This window comes from Halobacillus sp. ABA4_118 (assembly GCF_056160205.1).
This window is the reverse complement of record NZ_JBSWWS010000001.1, coordinates 3,019,560-3,042,627: the sequence shown is the minus strand read 5'-3', so window position 1 is coordinate 3,042,627 and position 23,068 is coordinate 3,019,560. Positions and strand designations below refer to the sequence as shown.

Below are 23,068 nucleotides of genomic sequence, written 5' to 3'. Positions count from 1 at the left end.
GGATGAATGCCGCGGGCACGCCCTCAGCTAACTTGGTCAGGAAGGTCGCCTGCCCAAGTGGATCTTCGGCCCGTGCTGTTCCCGCAGGCATCACCACCGAACGCTCCTCGTGCCGACATTAGAATATAGAGGAGAGGTTGTGCACGAAGCAGGTTCGCAGATTCAAAAGAACGGCATGGGCTGCGCTGTTGCGCACTTGCGTGGAAAAGAAAAAGGGAAGGAACAGCCGCTGATACGGCTGCCTGCCGGAATATAAAAAAGACTCTCCTCCATCCAGCAAGGTTGAGCTGGGTGAAGGAAAGTCTTTGTCGATGTTAAAGAACCTCCAAGGGCTTTCGGTCCTGGCGGTAAGAAAGATAAAAAGCTTGTAAAGAAACAGGGGTTTCTCTACAAACTGCGTACCTGATCTTTTTCAGGTACGCTTCTTTTTTATTTATTCAGCAGGAGCAAGGAGGTGTTCCTTCACTTTTTGAGCAAATGCTTCGCCGGACATCAGCTTCCGGCCGCCCCCTTGAACAAAGTGAGGCCGTCCGCCTCCCTTGCCTTCAATCAGCGGCATCACCTGTTTGGCGACCGCATTCATATTCCCATCGAGGGATTCTCCTCTTGCCATAACAAATTGAAGCTGATCTTCCTGCTCACTCACAAAGACAACCTGATGGTCAGAGGTCTTCTTGAGCACGGCCTGCGCCAGAGACTGCAGAGCCTTAATGGAACGATCCTTGTACACATTCACAATGAGCTTTTCCTCCCGATGAGCGGCTGCCAGCTCTGAAGCTTCATAAGATAACAGCTCTTCTTCCAGTTCAGCGATTTTTTTATCTTTTGCCTTGTCACCTTGGATGAGAGACTTCACCTCATCTACCAGCTCCGCTTCCGGACGCGAAATCAGCTGCTTGACTCCTTGGATGACCTGATGTTTGTTTTCAAGCTGCTTCAAAACACGATCGCCGCAGACAAATTCCAGACGGACCTGCCCTTTGTTCTTCGTCCAGCCGAGGAATTTCACCATTGCCACTTCCGCAGTCGATGATGGATGTGTACCGCCGCAGCCGCTGTAATCGATCTCCGGAATAATGACAAGACGCACGTCCCCTTCCACACTTAACGATTTGCGAAGTGGATAGGTGTCTGCTTCTTCCACCGTCACCCATTTCGTGTCAATCGGATAACCAGCGCGGATGACCTTATTGATTTTCGCTTCTGCTTCCTTCATGACGGCTTCACTGAGTTGAGGGGTATCCAGGTCGATGGTAACCGTATCGTCACCCAAATGAAAGCTTGTCGTTGGAATCTGGTAATCATCATGGAAAATGGCGGATACGATGTGCTGTCCGCTGTGCTGCTGCCGATGGTCATTCCGCCGCTGTTCGTCCACGACGCCATGGACACTTGTGTCTTCCAACGGCAGGGCTTCAGCCAGGTAATGACGGATCTCCCCATCGATTTCCTCGACATCAACAACCCTAGTCCCGTTCAATGTGCCGGTATCGTGAGGCTGACCTCCTCCTGTCGGATAAAAGGCCGTTTCCTCAAGAACCGCGTACGTTCCGCGGTCATCCATTCCGGTTTCTTTTACATATGTATGAAAAATCGTAAGGTACGCATCTTCGTAATACAATTTCTTTGTCATCGTTCTTCCTCCTGTCTATCCCCTATCGTACCATGAGAAGAAAAGATCAAATAGAAATGAGACATAAAACATTTATACATTTTTTTCAAATAAAGAATACATTTGGATAATTATTAGGTATAATAGATTACATAAAATTATAAGGAGTGTTTAAATGAGTTTACCCTTAGGTAAGGATGAAAACGTCCAAGTATCTGAAGATTTCACGCAGAACCTAGTTTTGTCTTGGTTGAAGTCCGATTTCTCACTAACAAATAAAAGAATAATGGGGAAAACACCCAATACCCTTTTTGGGATGATCCCCCTTGGCAGCAAAGAAATTACATATCCATTAAAAAATATTGCAAGTGTTGGAGTGTCAACCAAACTTCATTTAAGACGATTAATTTTCGGACTAATACTAGTATTAATAGGATTGAGCTCATTTGACAACTCAATATTTGGTGGTTTATTTTTGACTATAATTGGAGCAATCCCTCTATTAAATTCCTATACTAGTACATTGGTTATTAGTAATACAGCAGGTCAACCTGTAGGTGTCCAAATTTCTATTTTAGAAAAACAGAAGGTACAAGATTTTGCTAATAAAATAAACATCAACATATCAGATATTATGTAGTATATTCTGAAATAAGGTATGCCAAAAACACCTCCTACACAAAAGCTCCCTTTTCTTTAAGTTAAGGGGGCTTTTGTGTTAGGTCTATGGTCCTTATGACACGTATCAGGTTATAACATTAAAAATTTATTGATCCTACTATCCTCTTATTTACACTCATTACTAAGTTGTTAACTCCTCATCTAAGGAGGGCATAAATGTCATGATCCACGTGCGTCTTCCCGAGCATCTCTGCCTCACGGATTCGTCCTTCATATGCGAAACCGATCCAGTCGATACTTTCCTATCTATCCTTTTTTCAGATCCACTTTCGTTCTGCTTCCCGCAAACTGATCCAAAGCCTTGCGGTAATTAACCACCTGCTCTTTAGATGAAAAGAAATGCTTCGGCACAATAAAAATTTTCGTGCGGTAAACGGATAAGAAGAAATGCTCTTCTCTTTCCATTATAGAGGTGAGTTCATCCCACTCCAGTAATAAATACGCGTTTTTTCCCTTCTGAATAACACCTTCTGAAGATAATTGATAAGTGATGGGTGATTGTAAATGCCGGTTTTTCGCATAAGTTAGACGTGTGGTCATATAGACGAATAACCGGCATAACAGCCAGAGGAAAAAGGTATACAATAAAGCTTCCATTACAGAAAACACAATGTTGACCAGCCAGTGTCCCTGAGACCATGAGATAAAGAATCCCGTTAATATTAAAAAAGAGAATAAGACCACACGCTTTATTGATCTTTGCATTTTCAACCGCATAAACGTGTGGACATCCTTAAACGTTAATACCCCTTGAACTTCTGTTTCTATGTTCTCCATACAACTTCCCTTTCGACAATGGATACGGATGAAAGTTTCACCTCTTATAGTCGTTCACATTCTGAATCCACTTTCACCCCATTGATATTGGTTCCGGCGGTTGATTTCTCATCCAACCCTTCTAATCTCTATCCATCCACCACTTCGCTATAATAAAGAAAAGAATAAAGACAACGATGGCACTCCAATAGTACCATTGAGGCACATGCTCGAACCCATACATACACACACCACCCTGACAGATTTATAGATTGGGACTCCAAGTCCGTTTCAAGCATTATGTAACTGATCAAAGACGATGACCGGGATCATCAGGATCAACAGCTGTTGAAACTCAGAAAGATCACTACGGTTGTTGACCTCATAATGATCCATGGACACTAAAGCTTCCTTTGTTGTCGGATATGGAATCGACCGTTTTTTGATAGTCGAGAGCTTTGAGGAAGGATCACCTTCTTCATATACCACAAAATCCAGTGACCCATTCTTTCCCTCCGCCGAAAGCAACAGGCGGCCAACTGTATCCCGGACGCTCAACCGTTGAGAACTGAATTTTAATTTCTGCTCAAGGACGGCCACCCGCTTCCCATCCCGGCCAAAAATATCGATCTGCTGATTCAGTCCTCTCTTTTTACTAAAGACAGCCACAGGCTCAGCTTTAGGGTTGGTCATACGAAAATGTTTACTGCATATAAAATGTAAGCTGACCCATTGAAGCAGCTGATCCTTCCAGCTGGACGCCGACTCAGCTGTTTCTTCGATCATCCCGATCAACGCCCCACCTGCCCGAATCGAAAACTGCTGCTTCTGACTTTTATAGAGAGATTGCGGCTTAACTTCCAGTTTGCTGTGGCTGGTAAACAATGAATGATCACTTCTTTCCTTCTCATTTAGTGATTCTCTGATGTTTTCATTCGACTCTTCATGAAATTATCGATGGCCCACTTGGAGAAGGTAGCAGCAACAGCTGTCCCTGCAATCCCCATCCATCCGTCCTCAAACGTTGAAAAAAGAACCTGAAAGATCGTCAGGCCAACGATCATCCATATAAAGAATCGGATATATTCCTTCACACTGACACCTCCTGAATCAGACCTATCCATTATTTCAAAAAAATACCACACCCTCAACTTAATTTTTCATAAAAGGCATAGGAAAACCCCCGGCAGCTGGTGCCGGAGGCTGAAGTTAGGAGGCGTTGTTTTTAAATCCATATAAGTAATTCACAAGCTTGTCATAATCTTCGTCCGAAGAACACTCAATCTGCAGATCAATGAAGGCCATAACGATATCTTCCTGTTCAAATGGAAAGTGACTGCTGTCGACGTTGGAGAGAATATCCCGATTGGACAGCCCCTTATTTTTTAGTACATCAACCGTCTGTTCCATAGAAAATACCCCGGACATGATGCATTCCTCCTCCATCATACTTGAGTTTCTAAAAGAGCAGGACGACCTTGTCCTGCTCTTTTATTTATTCGACATGAAGAAGAGAAATTCCTTTTCAAAATCCTGTGATCATACAGGTCCCCAGTTGATGACAACCCCGATGGAGAGCATCACGACAGCAATGACGACCCAGATCAGCATCAGGGGAAGCATCCATTTCGCCCATTTGATCCACGGAACTCCTGCAACGGCCAGACTGGCCATCAGCGGGCCTGACGTCGGGAAGATGCTGTTCGTAAACCCGTCCCCGAATTGATACGCTTGAACGGCAACCTGGCGGGTAATCCCGACCATATCCGCCAGCGGTGATAGAATCGGCATGGCGATCATCGCCTGACCGCTTCCGGATGGGACGAGAAAGTTCAGGACTCCATTCGCCGCAAACATACCGAGCGCAGCTGTGACAGGGGTGAGTTCCTGCAGAGGAACCGACAGGGCGTGTACAGCTGTATCAAGGATCTTGGCGTTCTCCATCACAATAAGCACAGCCCGGGCAACACCGATGATCAGAGCGCCGTACACCAGCTTCTGACATCCATCGAGAAACGTCAGTGCCAGTTTATTGTAGTTCATACCAGCGATGATGCCCGCTCCAAGACCAATGACGATAAAGAAGGCGGACATATGATTGATCGTCCAGGAAAACTGGATTGTAGCGTAAATGAAAAAGGCAAGGCAAGCCCCGACAAAACCGAGCAGCCATTTATGGCGGGTGGTGAACGGTGCTTTTAACCCCCCTTTTTCCTCCCCTTCATCCAAGACACCCATCAAGCTTTTCGACGGATCCTGTAACAACTTTTTCGCATATCTCCACGTATAAGCAATGGTCACCCCGACGATCACGACGAACGCAGTCATTCTCAGCGCCATCCCTGAAAACAAAGGGATGTCAGCAATCGACTGAGCAATTCCTACGGTGTAAGGGTTCAGGAAACCTACGTTAAACCCGGCAAACGTCGCTCCGAACGTAATCGATACCGCCACAATCGCATCGAGCTTCAACGCCCGGGCAATGATGACTCCGATTGCTACGAACGGAATGACAGCGTTCGCAATTACACCGACCGCTCCACCAATGGCAAATAACGTGGAGACGACAGCGATGAGCCAGAACTCTTTCCCCCGGGTCAAATGGACCGCTCTCAGGATTCCTCCCTTGACCGCGCCTGAACGTTCAACCACTTCGAAGGCTCCACCGGCAAACAAGACTAAAAAGATCATCCCGGCGGACTGGATCATTCCTTCCTGAAGCGCCATGAAAATGTCCATAAATCCGGCCGGGGATCCGTCAGCGGCACTAAAGGTGCCCGGAACCACACGTTCCACCCCATCGACGGTTTCCCGCTCAAACGTTCCGGCGGGGACGAAATAGGTAGCAATGGCTGCAGCAAGGAGAACGGCAAATAAAATGACGTACGTATCCGGCATCTCCCACCGGCGTTTTTTCTCATGCTGCATCTCTGTCTTCTCTGCTGGTACACTCATATACGATACAATCCTCCTGAATTTGTATTCATAGTTTCTTTTTCCTGCCTATGAAACGTAAAGATTTCCTAAAATGGATGTTGTATAGTATATAAGTTCCTATGAATATTTGCAAAATTTAAAAGAAACAAAATGTTGACTCATCATCCCTCTCTTCTACTTTATACAGGACTATAGTTACAAAAAACCGTTGCTTCATGAAGAGCAGCGGGGTCATTTGCAGGAGGAACCATCTGAGGAGCTCCCTCCTATTTTCTTAATTCACAGGACGAAAGCGTTTTTATTTCCGTAAAAGGCGCTCGATGAATAAAAAGCTGATCGTTCCAAGCAGCAGTGTCTTGTTTTCCTTTGTCAGCGTATCCGATAACTCTACCATATCATTGTCTATATCACGGAAGATCCGGGTATATTCGATAGGAAAGCGTCCGTTATAAAAATGGGCCCAGGTGTGACCGGTCTCATCCTTGTATGTGAAATCCCCGGATAACCCGGAAGCCTGCACGAATAAGACCTCCTCCCCCCGTGAATTCTTTATCATCCCCTTCATATGGATAAGGCTTTTGAATTCCTTTTGTATGTAAGAGCCCACCTTTTCCTCCTTCTCATTATCAATTGCCACCACCGTTTCCTTAAACCCTTTCCTATGCAGGGAAAACAACGGTCTCCCTTCATTGGAGTAAAAACGAAAGGTGCAGGGAATAAAAGACAGAAAAGAGGAACGGAAGGCAACGAGCGGGCGGCTCCACCATGGCAGGTCATCCACTTTCAACATTCCTACATATGCTCCGTTTTTCTCAAAAGCGAGAAGCCTCGGGTACAAGCCTGCATCCGGCTGGATAACGAGATGATCCAGTTCCTTTAATGAACGAGTGGAATCTTCGATAGCCATATTTCGGACTTTGTTGTATTTCCTCCGGCTTGAAAGCGAAATGAAAATCAGGAGGAGGATCGGAAAGAGAAAGAATCCCGTTTCCATCCACTCTTCTGTTCCTGACGGCCTCATAAAAATAATCACCCCAGCTGTAATGAGCAGCACAAGGATTAAAAGACTGTACGCGGTCCGCTCTCTTCTTTTATACATATCGGCAATCATGAAAACTCTCCCTTCCATTTATTGTACGTTTCAGGAAATATACGGGTTTCAATCTTTCAAGGATGAATGATTACCGGATTGGATGAGTTGCTGTTATAATGTACTTTTGTACAAGAAAGAAAGGGGTAACCTATGAAAAAAATCTGGCAGTTATACAAACATTCTTCTTTTCTATTAAAAATGACCATCGGATTCGTCCTTGGTATTACAGCGGGCATTGTCGTCGGACCCGAGATGGAAATCGTCCAGCCGCTGGGAACCATCCTTATCAATCTTCTCAATCTGATCGCCGTTCCCGTCATTTTCCTGACCGTCGTCCTGGCTATCAATGAAATCAGTCCGAAACACCTCGGCCGGCTTGGTGGTAAGCTGCTCGGCTATTACGGCATAACGACAGCGGCCGCTGTTTTAATCGGGGTCGGACTTGCGCTTTGGATCAACCCGGGCACAGGCCTCACCCTCCCTGCTGCTGATGTTGAGAAGCCGGAGACACCGGGATTCTCTGATGTATTGCTGAATATCGTCCCGAACAACTTGTTCCAGGCGTTCTCCTCAGGTGAACTGATGGGCATCCTTTTCCTCGCTGTCATCATCGGGTTGACGTTATCCATAATGCGTTTCCGTGGAACAGAGGAGCATAAGGAATACGGCGATCTTCTATACCGCTTTTTCCGTGCCGCTAATGAAATGTTTTTCCTTCTGTTAAAAGGAATCCTGCTTTATGCACCCATCGGGATTTTCGCTATTGGAGCTTCTACATTTGCCACACAAGGATGGGAAACCTTCCAGTCTCTGTTCGCCTTTACCGGTGTTTTCTATTTAGGCGTCGCACTTCTCTGGATTTTCGTCTATACCGGTTTTCTGATGTATGCCAAAGTGAACATCCGACAATTTTTCAGCCGGACAAAAGATGCCTACGTGACCGCCTTTTTCACTTCCAGCAGTATTGCATCCCTGCCGGTAGCTGTTGAAGCGGCTAAAAAAGCAGGCATATCCGAACGAACCGCCCACTTCTCCCTCCCGATCGGAGCGGTTTTCAATTCCGATGGAGGCGCACTGCGCATGGGGGTTTCTATCGTCTTTGCCGCCAACATCACAGGGCTCGATCTTTCTGCCGTCGATTTTATTACCATCGTCGCTGTCGGCACGCTGCTTTCCATCGGAACAGCAGGCATCCCGGCGGCTGGGCTCGTCACCCTGTCTGCGGTATTGACGATGTTCAACCTGCCGCTTGAAATTGTCGCCCTCATCGCCGGCGTGGATGTACTGATCGGCATGGCCGGCACAGCCTCTAACGTGCTTGGTGATATCGTCGGATCCGCCGTCGTTGATAAAAAAGAAAAGAACGCTGACCAGGCAGCATGAAAAAACCGGACTTGATTACCCATCAAGTCCGGTTTCTTTCTACTTCTCTGCGTCTCCACTTCCATTTGACCACCGTCCACCATAGTGTCAGTCCAATAGTAATGAAGAAAGCCATTTCGTATATCAAGGTGTTCTTATACCCCGTCAGATAAAGCACGAGACAGATGATCAGTCCTACAAGCGCTGCTGCCTGCAGCCTTCTCATGATTCATCATCCTTTTTGTGAATAGGTTTTACCTGTAAGCCTGACTACGTAAGTTCTTTTCCTTCTCTATTCCCTTCTTGAAGGTGTTTCAAAATCTGTTCGTTGGTTTTATTCAATTTCCGCAGCTGCAGTTCAATGGATATGGCCGTTACAATAATAATAAAAATAAGCACTAAACCCATAAAGGACTTCCTTTCCCATGGATGGATCATCTATAAACCTAAACCATCCACCTCTTGGAATCTTTTTAACGGATAGCTTTCTAAAAACTGATGGAGGAAACGATTGAATTCCTCCGGCTTCTCCTGATGGACCAAATGGGAGGCAAATGGGACCACCGCTCCGTGAACATGCTTATGATTTCTTTTATATTTCAAAACAGTGGCTGTTTCAAACTCATTTTCTTCACCGGCGATACAAAGAACAGGAATACTTCCCCCGTCCAAGTCTTCTGTGTAAGAAAATGGATACCAATTCTCATCCTGTGCAAGGTCCAGCAGCTTCACCCAACCTGGTCCGTGCAGTTCTGTGAAATGTTGATTTATGTCTTTATCATTACGCAGCTGTCTTTGAGAAGCCGCTTCTTTTTCATGGATTTCCAGCCAGTGATCCGGCTTGTCCGCCATGATCCCTGAAGTCGTTAACGTAGCCACATACTCCGGAAACCGTTTCGCAAAGACTACCGAAGCCAAGGCTCCCATAGAGGCACCGATGAGATGGGCGCGCTTCAGCTTTAAGTGATCGAGCGTATCCTTGATATCTTCCGCGCATGCTTCAAAATAATGACCCAGATCATCACTCTTTGATTTTCCATGCCCTCTTAAATCCAGAGCAATGACACACATGGTAGATTTCAGCGATTCCCGCTGTTCCACAAAATCTCTCTCCCCCGTCTGAAGCCCTGCGTGAAGAAAAACGACAGGATCTCCCTCCCCTTCTATGATCGAATGCAATATCATAACGCCCCTCCTCCCTCTCTCATCCCCATCGATAAAGAATAAAACCTGCTTTATCATTCTTATGAAAATAATAACATAGTTTACCAATTAAGTTGTTTATTACAAGATAACCCTGGCAAACGAACCGGTATTCACCCATATATTTCTATAGGAAAATTTAACCACGTATAACTCTGAGCAGTTTGCTTCTCTTTTTTCATCAAGGACTTCTATAATAAACATGAAACACCGGAAACACATCATTTCTACTATTGACATAGGAGGTTATCATGATGAGTAAAGTTGCAATTGTTACAGGAGGCGGCAGTGGCCTGGGCCGTTCCGCTGCACTGAGACTGGCAGAAGAAGGTGTCAACATTTCCGTCGTTGATGTCAACGAGGAAGCGGGAGAGGAAACCGTCAAACTGGTAAAAGAAATCGGACCTGATGCGATTTTTGTACAGGCTGACGTTTCCAAAGCGGAAGAAGTGAAAAAATATGTCGATGAAACCGTCGAAAAGTTCGGTACCATCGATTACTTCTTCAACAACGCCGGCATCTCCGGGAGCGGAAAATACTACTTAGATACAGATATCGAAGAGATTGAAAAGATCATCAATATTAACTTAATGGGAAGCATGTACGGCATCCGCTATGTAGCCGATGTGATGATTAAAAACGGCGGAGGCGCTATCGTAAACACCGCTTCCAGTGCCGGAGTCATCGGACAGACAACGGTTGTCACATACTCCGCCACGAAACACGCCCTTGTAGGAATTACGAAGAGTATGGCGGCCGAATATGCCAAAGACGGTCTGCGGATCAACGCCGTAGCCCCAGGTCCGACCGAAACACCAATGGTCGCTTCCTACTTTGAGGCGAACCCGGAAATGAAGAAAAGCGCAGAAGCAGGAATTCCGCAGCAGCGGCTCGGAACACCAGAAGAAGTGGCCGAGCTTGTCAATTTCCTGCTTACATCGAAAGCTCAGTATATCAATGGCGAAGTGGTCCGCATCGACGGCGGCTTCACGAACGCCAAATAAAACCAAAAGGGTTCCACGTCTTAAACGTGGAACCTTTTTTCAGGCTGCAGATAAACGATGATTTACACGCAACTTCCTATTTGACAAAATAAGCATTTATCTCTCTCAGCTAATGCAATACCTCGAAACCGCGTCCTTCTCAACTCTTCTTGTATAATTAGTTAAAGAAAAGGCAGTTATTCGTAATGAATAATCACCCGCATAAATTAAATCTTAGGGTCAAGGTATGTCTAAGTAACCTTTGATTAATAAAGACATCAATTCATTAAGGAAAATTTCTATTGAATTTAACAGCTGCCTTATGTTACACTTATCCAGCGATGAGCTGAATTGCATAAGACGAGATTGACGCGCCTTTATGGCAAGGCACTAATGTGGAGTGCTGTCACTCGCCGCAATACGCAAAGACGCCCTTTTTAGGGCGTCTTTTATTTTTGGAAAATGAGATCTTCCATATTATGTTATTCCTTATATTCTATTAGAATCATGGTTTAGTTCTTTCTGTTCTTTTAAATCTTTTCTTAATTTCTCTACTTTCTCGAACTTCCTTACAGTCAGCAATGAAAAAACACTAACTACAATATACTTCATCATTATTTCATCTTTATTTTGCTCCATAATTTTTTCCACCAGAATGTTCCTTTATTTTTTTAAGTATATTATAAAAAAACACCGCATGAACATTACCTCTTAAAATTCAGCCTCCACTTATAGAAGACTTGATTTCGAGGTGTGTGCGAATCAATTACTACAATCCATTTATTGAAACTACGACAGGCTTTGGAAAAGAGTGATCGTTATAAATAAACTAGATAAACAACCAGCAGACAATAATGTTATCATTTTCCACCGGTTTATTTTATTTGAAGGTTTTACAGCTTCTTTAGACACCATAACCCATACAGCCATAGATATGATAACTAAGAGAAACAGCACCTCTTGAGACATGTTTCACACCGCCTTTCTTTATATATTACGAGCAGCTTACTTTAAATTTTCAAAAATCATCCAATTCCGCCTCATATCTCGAAACTGAGTCTCCTGCCCTTTCACTGAAGACTCAATTTCGAGATAATGACAAACACAACTCAACCTCCATAATAGTCTTTTAACAATTCATCCATCACACGGTTGGTGCGAAGAGCCGTTTCCCCTGTACTCGGACACGTCCCTTTGCCTGTAAGCTCATGAACGATCGACTCGATATGAGGCTGCTGGATATGCTTGGGATGTTCAATAGTAAAGTCTTCTTCTCCCTCTTCTGTAAGCAGCTTCACCGGTTTGTCATCAAACGTGGAAAACTGGATTTCTCCTTTTGAGCCGACGATCTTGTTGTTATCTTCATGTTTGTAAGAGGAGAAGTTCCACACGCCTGTGCCTGCCGCTCCAGATTCAAACCGCCACGTTCCGCTGACCGTATCCTCTGCCGGGTACACGTCAGCGAGGTTACAGGCGGTGCCTTTTACGTCCTTCAGCGGACCCAGAAGATAGTCAAAAAGGTCGAGGGTATGGGCCCCCACATCATAAATCAACCCGGCGCCGCTCGTTTCAGGCATGACGCGCCACGGCCAGTTCCCTTGCTGGTCTCTTTCAGTTAAACGCTGCGTCTGTTGGATGGATGCAAACCGGACATCCCCGATAGCTCCATTGTCGAGCAGCTCTTTAACCTTTAAAAACCTCGGAAGTGATCGACGGTAATAGGCGACAAACAGAGGTACGCCATGCTTTTCGCAAATCTCCACCATCTCGGCACAAGCTTCCGTACGGTCTGCCATCGGCTTCTCCACATAAACGGGTTTGCCCGCTTCTGCTGCCATAAGCGTATATTCCTTATGAGAGGAAGGCGGTGTGGCTATGTAGACAGCATCCACTTCAGGATCATGAATCAGTGCTTCCGCTTTGTCATACCATTTCGGAACACCGTGACGCCGGGCGTAGTCTTCAGCCTTCTCCCCGTCTCTTCTCATAACCGCTGTGAGCGAGCTGTTGTCGATAAGTTGAAATGCCGGACCACTTTTGACTTCTGTGACATTGCCGCATCCTATGATTCCCCATCGGACTGTATTCATTTGTTACTCCTCCTGTCTTGTTTCAATGATGTAAAATAGCACTCCCTTTTCTTCTTTCCACGCCAACGAAGCATTTCCCTGTTCGGAAAAAGAAAAAACCCCTGCTTTAAGCAGAGGCTTTTCGGTCAGGAAGAAACCAGCTGTTCTTCCTTCCATTTTTTATTGTATTCATCCATACGCTCATTGTGGGAGGAGACCATCGCACGGGCACTGGCCTCTGGATCGATATACTGCTTGGCCAGGTTCACGGCATTGGCTGCATCCTGGAAGGCCCCGGCAATCAAGTGAAGCTTTCCTTCGTGATGAAGGATGTCACCGGCAGCGAACAAGCCCGGGACCGAGGAGGCACTCTGGGCAGAGCCTTTTATGAAAAAGTCATCCACCCGCTCCAGCGGGATCGGGCTTTGGTCAAGAAGGGATGCGTCTCGGTTGAAGCCATGGCTGATGATGACTTCATCGACATCCAGCGTTCTTACCCCGTGTTCCGGATGGGTGAGCGTAACCTGACTGATCTCCGTTCCTGCTTCATTGGCGGTCAACGCCTGGATGGCGGACTGCTCATTCAGCTCAACGCCCTGTTCGATGAGAAGGTCAATACTCGCTTCATGACCTTTCAGTTCTTCCCGGCGGTAAACGAGATGGACACGTTCTGCAATGGGAGCCAGTTCATTCGCCCAGTCGATGGCTGAATGACTTCCTCCCGAAATGACCACACGCTTGCCGGCAAAGCGCTGAAAGGACGGCACGGTATAATGAAGGTTGCTGACTTCAAATTTCTCCGCTCCCTGGATATCCAGTTTCTTCGGTTCGATGATGCCGCCGCCGACTGCGACAATCACAGATTGCGACCAGTGCACTTGTCCGTTATGGGTGGTGAGCTTAAATGTACCGTCGACCTTCTCGATGGACGTTACCTTTTCTCCCAGCACGATATCCGGATCGAACGTCGTTCCCTGCTTTACGAGGTGATCGATCAACTGCTGTCCGGTGACAGCCGGAAGACCCCCGACATCCCAGACGATTTTCTCAGGGTATACATGCACCTTGCCGCCGAGAAACGGGTGGCTTTCGATGATTTTCGTTTTCATGTTTCGTAAACCGCTGTAAAAAGCTGAGAAAAGCCCGGCTGGTCCTCCGCCGATAATCGTCACATCGTGCATATGTATCCGCTCCCTTTTTTGATCTGTTACACACATTATAGTGAAAGTGAGAATCATTTTCAATAAGAATCATCAAAAAGAAAACAGCTCCCGCTTAAAAGCAGAAACCGTTTTGTGGACAATTATCTTCCAGGAATAGCACGACGGAGATCAAAAAAGCCGAACAAACCGCAGATAACACCGCCGGCAAGGAAAAACCAAGGCAGGAAAAGACCCCCTTCTCCCCATGTATGTACGAACGTATAAAAACAAGGATAGGAAACAAGGAGAGCGCCATACGTCCGGCGGAACTTTTCCAGCTTACGCCCGGCTGTCTTCATAGTTCTCCTCCTTTTCGTTCATGAGGGAGCTCAACAACCTAATCATGTTCAGCACTGCTGCATAAAGCAGGGCACTGCCCGCCCCTAAGCCTGATAACAGGAGGTCTTCCTCCGATTTCACAAAGCAAACACCCAGGATGCATCCGGCAGCACCTCCCGCCAGGGACCAAATAACAAGACGAAGCGGTGAGCGTATCGGAAAGCTTTTGTGAATAGATGTAATGATCTTGTCAGCCAGTGTTCCTCCGATTAGAAAGAGCGGGAATGTAAAGCCGAAAACCATGACCGAATTGTCATATCCCGGGCTTCTTATGTTGTTCCAAATGATACTATAACTGATAGCAGCTAAAAAAGCGGCCAGACTTCTATGAAAAATACCTATTCCCCCATACTCATTGTCTATTCTTATGTAAAGTGTTCTGTTTTCTATGACCTGTCAAGTGGATATGGTAAGATAGGAACAGCCCCTGCCAAGACAACCAGCAGGACAACGTGATTGACAGGAGGAAGCCGCTATGAAAGACAAATTGAAAAAGGATGAATGGTTCCATTACATCATCGCCATCGCTGCCCTGGCGTCCGGACTGCTTCATTTCTTCTTTAATTGGGACTATTACCATCATCACCATTACTTAACTTCAGGACTGTTGTTCTTTACCATTGGTCCTGTCTTATACGTGGTTTGTGCCTTCGCCTATTACCGGGCAAAAACTCACGATTGATTGAAAAAGGCCGTGCCTGTTCCGTGTACGGCCTTTTTTTTCGTTCAACTTTACCTATCATCGACGACGATGTAGGTCGCCTTCACCGGACCGTGCACCCCGACAATCAGGTTCATTTCAATATCCGCGCTGTTGCTCGGACCCGTAATAAAGCTCACACATGAGGAAACAGGCACCCCTTTTTTCTCCTGCTCATGAATGATTTTTGCTGCCTGCGTCATCCTCGGGACGAGCGTGCTTTTCGGGATAACCGCTACGAAGGTTTCCGGGAGCAGGCTGATTGACCTTCCGTTCCAACGGTCGTTGAAAAGGGTGACGGTCCCTGATTCAGCAAGGGTCACATCGCTGAACACGATGCCGGCCCCGGCCTTTTCTGCGGTCGTCACGTTCTTCTGTCCTTCCTGCTCATCCCACACATGAACATGGTAACCATCCTGTCTCATTGTTTCAAAGACATCAGAAAGACCGTACGCTTCCAGATGAGGACCGCCGGCGCTGACGATGGTTTGAATGTGATCCTCCTCCCATACATGCCTCAGGATTTCTTCAAGCTCTTCAGTCGTCGTTACGAGACACTTCGTATGAATAACCTTACACTGCTCCTTTAGTTTTTCCAGCAGCTGGTCCTGGTCTGCTCCTTGAAAGACTCGCTCCTGAGGCTGTACGGAGTAGGCTGGTCGTTCAGCCCTTGTTCTCCGGTCCCTTCCCAATTGTCCGGCGAGTCGATCCAGGAAGCGTTCCCGATTATAGACGGTCATCTTTCTCCCTCCTTTTCTCCCGTTCATCAAACCACGTTCGAAAGCTCTTTTTCGCTGGTGCCGGAAAATCCCGGGCTGCCGTCCACGCTTTCATCGGACCCGGTCCATTCTTGATCGACCCGTCCTTCGTCCACGGTTTCAATACCGTTCCCGCCATTTTCGTACTGAGTTTGTAAGCAGCAGGCGTCGAGGCCCATTGTGCAAAACCGTTCATAGCGAGCCGCTCCGCTTTGGTCGTTTTCTGTTCCTTTTCCACGATGATTTCCCTGTGGCGGATCAAATGTTCATGAAGCGGGATTTTCACCGGACAGGCTTCGGTGCAGGCCGCACAAAGACTGGAAGCGTAAGGCAGCTCCTTATGTTCTTCATACCCATCCAGCAGCGGCGTAAGGACAGCCCCGATCGGTCCCGGGTAAATGGAATTGTACGAATGTCCGCCGACATGGCGGTAAACCGGACACACGTTGATACATGCCGCGCACCGGATGCAGTGGAGGGCAGACTGGAATTCCGTTCCTAAAATCTTCGAGCGGCCGTTATCGACGATGACCAGATGAAAATCTTCCGGGCCGTCCACTTCATTTTCCAGACGAGTGCCCGTCAGCGACGTAATGTAGCTCGTCAGTTTCTGCCCGACCGCCGCGCGGGTCAACAGGCTGACAAGCACCTCCAGCTCCTCCCATGTCGGTACGATCCGTTCCATGCCCATCACAGCAATCTGTGTATCCGGGAGTGTACTGACCATACGGGCGTTTCCTTCATTGGTGACGAGCGTCACGGTACCCGATTCGGCTACGGCAAAATTACAGCCGGTTACACCGATATCCGCTTCCAGAAAATCCTGCCGGAGCTGCTCGCGGGCAAAAGCCGCCAGTTCTTCCGGGTCATCGGTTTTCGTATAGCCTTTTTTCGTGACGAACGTCTCTCTGATCTGGCTTTTATTTTTGTGAAGGGCGGGCGTAACGATATGGGACGGGGGGTCTTCATCCAGCTGCAGAATCCATTCGCCAAGATCCGATTCCACAACCTCACACCCACTTTCCTCAAGGGCTTCATTCAAACCGATTTCCTCTGTCACCATTGACTTCGATTTGACGACTTTCCGGGCCTGTTTTTCCGCAGCGACCTTCTTCACATAGGCGTTGGCTTCCTCGGCCGTCTCAGCAAAAAACACCGTTCCGCCTCTTTTTTCCACCTGCTCACTCAACTGATGCAAGTAGGAGTCGAGGTTTTCCATTGTATGCCTGCGGATCTCCTCCCCAAGCGTACGCCAGTCCTCCCAGTCTCCGAGCTCTTCTGCCGCTTTCAGCCGCCCTGTCCGGAAACGGCCCTGCGCTGAGCTGACGGCATGGCGCATAAACGTATTGTCAATCCCTTCCTGAATCCGGTCCGCATACGTTTTCGTTCCAATCTTTATACTCATTTGTCCGCCCTCCCCGTTATTGGCTGTTCAGAACTTGAGCGATGTGCAGCACTTTCACGTCATCTTCGTTCCGTGATAAACGTCCGCCGATATTCATGAGGCAGCCCATATCGCCGCCAATTAAGTATTCCGCTTTTGTCTCCGTGACGTGGCACGTTTTCTCCTCGACCATCTGTGCGGATATGGCCGCATTTTTCACAGCAAATGTCCCGCCGAACCCGCAGCAGTCCTCCTCTTGAGGCAGATCGATCAAGGTGAGTCCTTCGACATTTTCCAAAAGGCGGCGCGGCGCATCTTTTACTCCCAGCAGCCTCGTCATGTGACAGGAGGGGTGGTAGGTAGCTGTACCTTGAAAAGTAGAGCGAACGTCTTCGATGCCTAAAACGTCTACGATGAACTGCCTCAGCTCGTAGGTTCTTCCGGCTACATGTTCTGCGCGTTTCTGCCATTCCGGTTCGTCCCTCAAAATATGTGGATATTCTTTCATCATCTGCACACAGGAACCTGATGGACCAACGATATACTCGGACGCATCAAAGGCGGCAATCATCTGCTTGACGGCTTGTTTGGACTGGGTCGTGTACCCGCTGTTGTAGGCGGGCTGTCCGCAGCACGTCTGACCAGCTGGAAAATCCACTTCGCATCCGAAACGCTCCAACAGCTGTACCGTATCCTTCCCCACATCCGGCGTAAAGGTATCACACAAACAAGTGATAAATAACGAAACGTTCATGATTCATCCTCCCTTTTGATCATAAGGTCATCTGATGACTGGAGTAGAACCCTTTCATCACGAAATGATTCCACTGAGCGATTCTCTGACGTGATTCAAATGTTCCACCATAAATGCCTGCGCTTCCTCGGTTTTTTCTTCCTTTATAGCAGAAAAAATCCGTTGATGCTGGTCCAGCAGCTGTCGTGTGCATTCTTCGGTGTGAAGGAGCTTCCTTGTCTCCCGCATGCCCTGCATCATGATTTCCGACACGCTCTGCATGAGGTGAAACAGCATTTGATTGTGAGCAGCTTTTACCAGCGCCATGTGAAACGCCAGATCCGCCTGCTCCCCGATGTCCCCATTTCCCTTCGCTCTTTCCATCTCAAAAAGAGCCGCTTCCATGGCTTGAAGGTCTTCATCTGTCCGTGATAAAGCTGCCGCTCCTGCCGCCCCCACCTCAAGGATCTGCCGGACTTCCAGCAGTTCTCTCATATCTTCCGGCTTCATTAGAAACGCGACAGATGCAGGAACGGTGAACCGGGCAGGATCAAACGTTTTGACATACGTCCCTTCGCCCTGGTGCATTTCAAGAATACCCATGGCCCGTAGCGCACTGAGCGCTTCCCTGATCGCTGACCGGCCGACATCAAAGCTTTTGGCCAAAGCTTCCACACTGTCCAGCTTATCCCCCGGCTTCAACCGACCTTCCTTTAAAGATTCCAATAACGAATCCGCTACCTGTTCATAAATTTTCTTTCTCCGAATCTGTTTATACTCCACGCCACTTCCCCCAACCCTATCTTTTAATTTCAGTTTACTGTATTCTTCCATTCTTTGAAAGCGCTCACGGAAAAATAACAAAAGATTCGGAAGGTTTTTAAAGACACCAGAAAGGTTAAAGGAACGCAGGCTGTATTTTTGACGTTTTTTCTTAACGTATGTAAAATGACCGCATAAACAAATTTTGCACGAAGGCAACTTTTAGAAAGGTGATGAATCATGATTGACATATTCAAGGAAATGAATCCTGTGATGCAGGCATTTATTGGTACATTATTCACATGGGGCATGACGGCCTTAGGCGCCTCTCTTGTATTTTTCGTCAAGGGTGCCAATCAAAAGTTTCTTGATAGCATGATGGCGTTTGCGGGTGGTGTGATGATTGCGGCTAGTTACTGGTCTCTGCTGGCACCGGCTATTGAGATGTCAGCAGAAGGACCCGTACCAAACTGGGTACCGGCCGTTGTCGGATTCCTTCTTGGAGGAGTGATGCTCCTCTGGATTGACCGTCTTCTGCCCCAGATGGACACTGATAAATATTTAGGAGATATCAAGGACAACAAAGCCAAAAACCGGACCGCCCTGCTCGTCTTTTCCATGACGCTGCACAACATCCCGGAGGGACTTGCCGTCGGTGTAGCCTTTGGTGCGCTTGCCTCGAGCGGAACGGAATCGACGCTTGCCGGAGCGGTCGCCCTGGCGCTTGGTATCGGTATTCAAAACTTCCCGGAAGGTACAGCCGTATCCATGCCGCTCCACCGTGACGGGATGGGCAAGAAGAAAAGCTTTATGTTCGGGCAGTTTTCCGGCATGGTCGAACCAATTGCGGCCGTCATTGGTGCCGTTGCTGTGATTTTCATCGAACCGATTCTTCCTTATGCCTTAAGCTTTGCTGCCGGAGCGATGATTTTTGTCGTGGCTAAGGAAATCATCCCGGGTTCTCATGAAAAAGGGAACGTGAACCTCGCTTCGATCAGTCTCATGCTCGGTTTCGCCATCATGATGACGCTCGATGTCGCGCTGGGATAACGATGTGCTTACCTATTGGAAGAACTGCTCCCTATATTATGCAGAGTGGTCACGTTCCGCTTTTTGGTGGATGCTTGCCGCGGGCACGGCCTCAGCTGACTTGGGCAGGAAAACCACCTGCCCAAGTGGATCTTCGATCCGCGCTGTTCCCGCAGGCGTCACCACCAAACACTTCACGAGACCTTACTAAATGACGAGATGTAAATAGAGATGGGTTGACTTGAACGCTCATCAGCTTAAAGCGGTTTGCCGGAGCTTCAGGAGGCATTAGAAAAGAACACGTGCTCTCTACAAATGGAAAAAAGCTCAGAGACAGGGTCTCTGAGCTTTTTTTATCCTGTATACCGATGATAGAGGGTTTTGGCTTCGGCTACACTCTGGGTTCCGTGAATGAGGGCACGTCCGTCTTTAAAGAACACCATCCGCTTATCCCCTGTCGTAAACGAAAGCAGGTACGGGTTCTGTTCCACCTTGCCCTCCTGACCGGACAGGGTCTCGGCGAGCACGGTCAGGTTCCATTCCTGCTTCGATGCCGGGCGGATCTGCACAGAGTCGCGCCCGCAGAGGACAGCTGTCTTCATCTGCTGGTCATAGGATAAGAACGGATAGGATGCCTCCCGGCCGCAGGACGGACAGTCATCCTTTTTCACGCTGGAGACGCCGATGGCTGAATGCTGGTTCGTCCATAGATCAAAAGAAACGAGTTTCTTCCTGACAGCGTCCCAGTCTTCGACTAACAGTTTCATAGCTTCTGCTGTCTGATGAGCGGTCACCATCTGGACCGCTGGACTGATAATACCTGCGGTGTCACATGTCAATCCTCCAAGCGGCACCTGCTCCATCAAGCAGTGCAGGCACGGCGTTTCTCCCGGAAGAATGGTATAGCTGATGCCATAGCTTCCGACACAGGCCCCGTAAATCCACGGGATCTGATGCTTTTGGGCAAGATCATTGATGATCATCCGGATATCAAAATTATCAGTGGCATCAATGATGACATCAACGCCCTCCAAAAGGGGCTCCAGTTCAAGCGGTGTCGCATCGACGACTTTTGCATCAATGATGACCTCACTGTTTACCTGCTCCAGCCTCTGCCGGGCAGCGACCGCTTTCGGAAGCCGAATCTCTGCGTCTTTTTCTGTATACAGCTGCTGACGCTGAAGATTGCTCCATTCCACATAATCCCTGTCAAGGATCGTCAGTTTATCCACCCCGGCGCGCACAAGATTTTCAGCGGCTCCGGTTCCGAGGGCACCTGCCCCGATGATCAGTACATGTTTGCTGCTGATTTTCTCCTGCCCCTTTTCCCCGATGGGCTGGAACAGAGTCTGTCTTGAATATCGGTCGTTCATGTTCGGCTCATTCCCTCCATTGGACTGCTGGCCGCAGCATAACGCTTTTTCGGAATTCTCCCTGCTTCAAATCCGAGCCGTCCGGCCTGTATGGCAAGCTTCATCGCTTCCGCCATTTTCACAGGATCATCGGCAGCAGATACAGCAGTATTCAACAGCACACCATCAGCGCCAAGTTCCATCGCCGCTGCTGCATCGGCTGGTGAACCGATGCCCGCATCCACAATGACCGGCACTTCGGCCTGTTCAATGATCAAATCCAGCTGATGCGGATTGAGAATCCCCTGCCCTGACCCAATCGGGGACGCCCCTGGCATTACGGCGTGGGCTCCCATTTCTTCCAGTCGTTTTGCAAGGACGACGTCATCCGACGTATAAGGAAGAACCGTAAAGCCTTCCTCCAGCAGCATTTCCGTCGCCTTCAACGTTTCGACCGGATCGGGCAGAAGCGTTTTTTTACAGCCGATCACTTCTACCTTAATCATATCGCAAAGTCCGGAAGCTTTGGCTAATTTTGCATGCCGCACCGCCTCTTCAGCATTTTCCGCCCCTGCTGTGTTAGGCAGAAGTGTATAACGGCCGACATCGAGCTGTTGAAGCAGGTCCGGCTGCTGCGGTTCAAAAATATTCATTCTCCGGACGGTAAAGGTAAGGATATCGGTTTCCGATACGTCTACAGCCTTTTTCTGCGTTTCAAAATCAGGATATTTCCCTGTCCCCAACAGCAGTCGTGAGTTAAACGTGAAATTTCCAATCTTAAGCATGATTATCCTCCTCCTACGAATTGGACCAGTTCCATTTGATCGCCTTCATGCAGCTGTGAATGGCCGTGCTCGCTTTTTTCTAATATGGTGTCGTTCAGTTCCACCATCACCACCCGGTTATCCAATTGGAAGTGACTCAGAAGCATACGGACATCATCCAGATGGTCAGGAATCTCATGCCACTCGCCGTTTATTTTCACATTCATGATGATCCTCCTTTATAACGTGATGAAGCTTTGTCCACTCGTCACCCAGTCCGGCTCCACCGGCTTCCCTTCGATTTGGTCCGCCACCAGCGTTCCAGTCACCGCCGAAAGCAGGATGCCGTTCCGGTAATGGCCTGTCGCCAGCCACAGCCCCTCTTTTTCAGGATGAGGACCGACATAGGGAATGCCGCTTTTCGTCTGCGGCCGGATTCCGGCCCACGTAGCTTCCATTTCGGATTCCCGAAGTGAAGGAATGAGGCGGCGGGCTTTTTCCATCAATTGAAAAAGGCCCTCTACGGTAACGGACTCGTCGAAGGAACCCACCTGTTCAGTGGCGCCGATAACGAGGCGGTTTCCCGCCTTCGGAACGATGTAGCAGCCTTTTGTGAAAAGGGTCCCTGTGATGAGCGGCCGTTTCGTCCGGACAGAAAAGCACTCCCCTTTGACCGGGTACGTTTCCACAATGGTGCGTTCAGCATTCAACAGCGAAGCACTCCACGCCCCGGCCGCTGCGATGACCGCATCCCCTGTATACGTGCCTCCGATGGTGCTGACTCCAATGATCCGACCGTTTTCTTCCACCAAACCGGTGACGTCCGTGTGTTCCAGAAAATCCGCGCCGAGCGCTGCGGCCGAAGCCGCATATGCTTTTGTCAGCTTTGGTGCGTCTACCTGTCCGTCTTCCGGCAGGTATAATGCTCCTGTAATCCTGTCGGAAAGAGACGGCTCTGTATCACACATTTCATCACAATCGATCCACCGGGCTGTTTCACCGACCGCTTCCTGCGATTTCCCCAGCTGCTTCCACGCTTCCTTTTCCTCATTCGTAAGGGCAATTTTATACAACCCTTTCTGCTGGAGCCCGATATCCACCCCGCTGAGTTCTTTCAATTCAGCTGCAAGAGAAGGAAACATCGCCCGGCTCGTTCTCGCCATTTGAAAAAGCGGATCGTCCCCTTTCCATTCGGACTGAGCCCCAAGCATGCCGGCGGCGGCGCTTGATGCTTTCTGTCCGGTTTTCCCCCGGTCGATGACGAGGACTTTTTTCTGCCGCTTAACCAGCTGATACGCAATAGAATTTCCAATCACTCCACCACCCACAACAATTGCGTCATAAAACAT

Annotated in this window: 27 protein-coding genes; 5 read left to right on the top strand and 22 right to left on the bottom strand. The window is 48.1% G+C overall.

The window, feature by feature from the left end; genetic code table 11:
* Window positions 1-433: 433 nt before the first annotated feature.
* The gene (locus tag ACXAGL_RS15500; RefSeq protein ID WP_474991719.1) at window positions 434-1,633 is read right to left on the bottom strand and encodes an alanyl-tRNA editing protein; all 1,200 of its coding nucleotides are present in this window, start codon (window positions 1,631-1,633) and stop codon (window positions 434-436) included.
* Between the two features lie 154 nt (window positions 1,634-1,787).
* On the opposite strand from ACXAGL_RS15500, the gene ACXAGL_RS15495 reads away from it, so the two are divergent.
* Window positions 1,788-2,252, top strand: a complete 465-nt coding sequence (locus ACXAGL_RS15495; protein ID WP_474991717.1) for a hypothetical protein — start codon at window positions 1,788-1,790, stop codon at window positions 2,250-2,252.
* Between the two features lie 287 nt (window positions 2,253-2,539).
* Here the strand turns inward: ACXAGL_RS15495 and ACXAGL_RS15490 are convergent, their stop codons facing one another.
* The 6 genes from ACXAGL_RS15490 to ACXAGL_RS15465 form a co-directional block, all read right to left on the bottom strand.
* Window positions 2,540-3,070, bottom strand: coding sequence for a YcxB family protein (locus ACXAGL_RS15490; RefSeq protein ID WP_474991715.1), 531 nt, complete (start codon window positions 3,068-3,070; stop codon window positions 2,540-2,542).
* A 270-nt stretch (window positions 3,071-3,340) separates the two neighbouring features.
* A complete protein-coding gene (locus tag ACXAGL_RS15485; RefSeq protein WP_474971599.1) occupies window positions 3,341-3,934 on the bottom strand; it encodes a hypothetical protein in 594 nt (197 codons plus the stop codon).
* 26 nt (window positions 3,935-3,960) lie between these two features.
* Window positions 3,961-4,143, bottom strand: a complete 183-nt coding sequence (locus ACXAGL_RS15480) for a hypothetical protein (protein ID WP_474991713.1) — start codon at window positions 4,141-4,143, stop codon at window positions 3,961-3,963.
* 115 nt (window positions 4,144-4,258) lie between these two features.
* Complete coding sequence (locus tag ACXAGL_RS15475) at window positions 4,259-4,477, bottom strand: hypothetical protein (protein ID WP_027953913.1); 219 nt, start codon at window positions 4,475-4,477, stop codon at window positions 4,259-4,261.
* Window positions 4,478-4,588: 111 nt separating this feature from the next.
* The gene (locus ACXAGL_RS15470; RefSeq protein ID WP_474991711.1) at window positions 4,589-6,004 is read right to left on the bottom strand and encodes a YfcC family protein; all 1,416 of its coding nucleotides are present in this window, start codon (window positions 6,002-6,004) and stop codon (window positions 4,589-4,591) included.
* Between the two features lie 280 nt (window positions 6,005-6,284).
* Entirely contained in the window at window positions 6,285-7,097 is an 813-nt protein-coding gene (locus ACXAGL_RS15465) for a hypothetical protein (RefSeq protein ID WP_474991710.1), read from the bottom strand.
* Between the two features lie 132 nt (window positions 7,098-7,229).
* Between ACXAGL_RS15465 and ACXAGL_RS15460 the strand changes: the two genes are divergently transcribed.
* Window positions 7,230-8,462, top strand: a complete 1,233-nt coding sequence (locus ACXAGL_RS15460; RefSeq protein ID WP_281657844.1) for a dicarboxylate/amino acid:cation symporter — start codon at window positions 7,230-7,232, stop codon at window positions 8,460-8,462.
* 22 nt (window positions 8,463-8,484) lie between these two features.
* On the opposite strand, the gene ACXAGL_RS15455 is transcribed toward ACXAGL_RS15460, so the two are convergent.
* Genes ACXAGL_RS15455 through ACXAGL_RS15445 form a run of 3 tightly spaced genes read right to left on the bottom strand, consistent with a single transcriptional unit; the run spans window position 8,485 to window position 9,626 of the window.
* Complete coding sequence (locus tag ACXAGL_RS15455; protein ID WP_027953909.1) at window positions 8,485-8,667, bottom strand: hypothetical protein; 183 nt, start codon at window positions 8,665-8,667, stop codon at window positions 8,485-8,487.
* Between the two features lie 44 nt (window positions 8,668-8,711).
* Entirely contained in the window at window positions 8,712-8,849 is a 138-nt protein-coding gene (locus ACXAGL_RS15450; protein WP_156896435.1) for a hypothetical protein, read from the bottom strand.
* Between the two features lie 30 nt (window positions 8,850-8,879).
* Window positions 8,880-9,626: an alpha/beta fold hydrolase gene (locus ACXAGL_RS15445; RefSeq protein WP_474968237.1), complete on the bottom strand. Its 747-nt coding sequence runs from the start codon at window positions 9,624-9,626 to the stop codon at window positions 8,880-8,882.
* A 272-nt stretch (window positions 9,627-9,898) separates the two neighbouring features.
* Here ACXAGL_RS15445 and ACXAGL_RS15440 point away from each other — a divergent pair, with 272 nt between their 5' ends.
* Window positions 9,899-10,648: an SDR family NAD(P)-dependent oxidoreductase gene (locus ACXAGL_RS15440; RefSeq protein WP_474968236.1), complete on the top strand. Its 750-nt coding sequence runs from the start codon at window positions 9,899-9,901 to the stop codon at window positions 10,646-10,648.
* A gap of 1,088 nt (window positions 10,649-11,736) precedes the next feature.
* Here ACXAGL_RS15440 and ACXAGL_RS15435 read toward each other — a convergent pair.
* From ACXAGL_RS15435 to ACXAGL_RS15420, 4 genes are all read right to left on the bottom strand, one after another.
* The gene (locus ACXAGL_RS15435) at window positions 11,737-12,717 is read right to left on the bottom strand and encodes a Gfo/Idh/MocA family protein (RefSeq protein WP_474991708.1); all 981 of its coding nucleotides are present in this window, start codon (window positions 12,715-12,717) and stop codon (window positions 11,737-11,739) included.
* 125 nt (window positions 12,718-12,842) lie between these two features.
* Window positions 12,843-13,877, bottom strand: coding sequence for an NAD(P)/FAD-dependent oxidoreductase (locus tag ACXAGL_RS15430; RefSeq protein WP_474968234.1), 1,035 nt, complete (start codon window positions 13,875-13,877; stop codon window positions 12,843-12,845).
* A gap of 122 nt (window positions 13,878-13,999) precedes the next feature.
* Window positions 14,000-14,197, bottom strand: coding sequence for a hypothetical protein (locus ACXAGL_RS15425; RefSeq protein WP_474991706.1), 198 nt, complete (start codon window positions 14,195-14,197; stop codon window positions 14,000-14,002).
* Window positions 14,178-14,318, bottom strand: coding sequence for a hypothetical protein (locus ACXAGL_RS15420; protein WP_474971612.1), 141 nt, complete (start codon window positions 14,316-14,318; stop codon window positions 14,178-14,180). Before ACXAGL_RS15420 ends, ACXAGL_RS15425 begins: the two co-directional genes overlap by 20 nt.
* A gap of 394 nt (window positions 14,319-14,712) precedes the next feature.
* On the opposite strand from ACXAGL_RS15420, the gene ACXAGL_RS15415 reads away from it, so the two are divergent.
* On the top strand, window positions 14,713-14,919 hold the full coding sequence (locus ACXAGL_RS15415; protein ID WP_474968232.1) for a hypothetical protein: 207 nt from the start codon (window positions 14,713-14,715) through the stop codon (window positions 14,917-14,919).
* Between the two features lie 50 nt (window positions 14,920-14,969).
* On the opposite strand, the gene ACXAGL_RS15410 is transcribed toward ACXAGL_RS15415, so the two are convergent.
* Genes ACXAGL_RS15410 through ACXAGL_RS15395 form a run of 4 tightly spaced genes read right to left on the bottom strand, consistent with a single transcriptional unit; the run spans window position 14,970 to window position 18,595 of the window.
* Window positions 14,970-15,677 (bottom strand): LutC/YkgG family protein, encoded by a 708-nt coding sequence (locus ACXAGL_RS15410; RefSeq protein ID WP_474991704.1) that lies wholly within the window; start codon window positions 15,675-15,677, stop codon window positions 14,970-14,972.
* Entirely contained in the window at window positions 15,664-17,100 is a 1,437-nt protein-coding gene (locus ACXAGL_RS15405; RefSeq protein ID WP_474991702.1) for a LutB/LldF family L-lactate oxidation iron-sulfur protein, read from the bottom strand. Before ACXAGL_RS15405 ends, ACXAGL_RS15410 begins: the two co-directional genes overlap by 14 nt.
* A 16-nt stretch (window positions 17,101-17,116) precedes the next feature.
* Entirely contained in the window at window positions 17,117-17,833 is a 717-nt protein-coding gene (locus tag ACXAGL_RS15400) for a (Fe-S)-binding protein (RefSeq protein WP_474991700.1), read from the bottom strand.
* Between the two features lie 57 nt (window positions 17,834-17,890).
* Window positions 17,891-18,595 carry a FadR/GntR family transcriptional regulator gene (locus ACXAGL_RS15395; protein ID WP_474991698.1) on the bottom strand — a complete coding sequence of 235 codons (705 nt, stop codon included), beginning with the start codon at window positions 18,593-18,595 and terminating at the stop codon, window positions 17,891-17,893.
* A 219-nt stretch (window positions 18,596-18,814) separates the two neighbouring features.
* Here ACXAGL_RS15395 and ACXAGL_RS15390 point away from each other — a divergent pair, with 219 nt between their 5' ends.
* Window positions 18,815-19,624 (top strand): ZIP family metal transporter, encoded by an 810-nt coding sequence (locus ACXAGL_RS15390; protein ID WP_474991697.1) that lies wholly within the window; start codon window positions 18,815-18,817, stop codon window positions 19,622-19,624.
* A gap of 332 nt (window positions 19,625-19,956) precedes the next feature.
* On the opposite strand, the gene ACXAGL_RS15385 is transcribed toward ACXAGL_RS15390, so the two are convergent.
* Genes ACXAGL_RS15385 through thiO form a run of 4 tightly spaced genes read right to left on the bottom strand, consistent with a single transcriptional unit; the run spans window position 19,957 to window position 23,068 of the window.
* On the bottom strand, window positions 19,957-20,976 hold the full coding sequence (locus ACXAGL_RS15385; protein WP_474991695.1) for a thiazole biosynthesis adenylyltransferase ThiF: 1,020 nt from the start codon (window positions 20,974-20,976) through the stop codon (window positions 19,957-19,959).
* Entirely contained in the window at window positions 20,973-21,740 is a 768-nt protein-coding gene (locus tag ACXAGL_RS15380; protein WP_474991693.1) for a thiazole synthase, read from the bottom strand. Before ACXAGL_RS15380 ends, ACXAGL_RS15385 begins: the two co-directional genes overlap by 4 nt.
* A gap of 2 nt (window positions 21,741-21,742) precedes the next feature.
* Complete coding sequence (gene thiS / locus ACXAGL_RS15375) at window positions 21,743-21,946, bottom strand: sulfur carrier protein ThiS (RefSeq protein WP_474991691.1); 204 nt, start codon at window positions 21,944-21,946, stop codon at window positions 21,743-21,745.
* A 12-nt stretch (window positions 21,947-21,958) separates the two neighbouring features.
* Entirely contained in the window at window positions 21,959-23,068 is a 1,110-nt protein-coding gene (thiO, locus tag ACXAGL_RS15370; RefSeq protein WP_474991689.1) for a glycine oxidase ThiO, read from the bottom strand.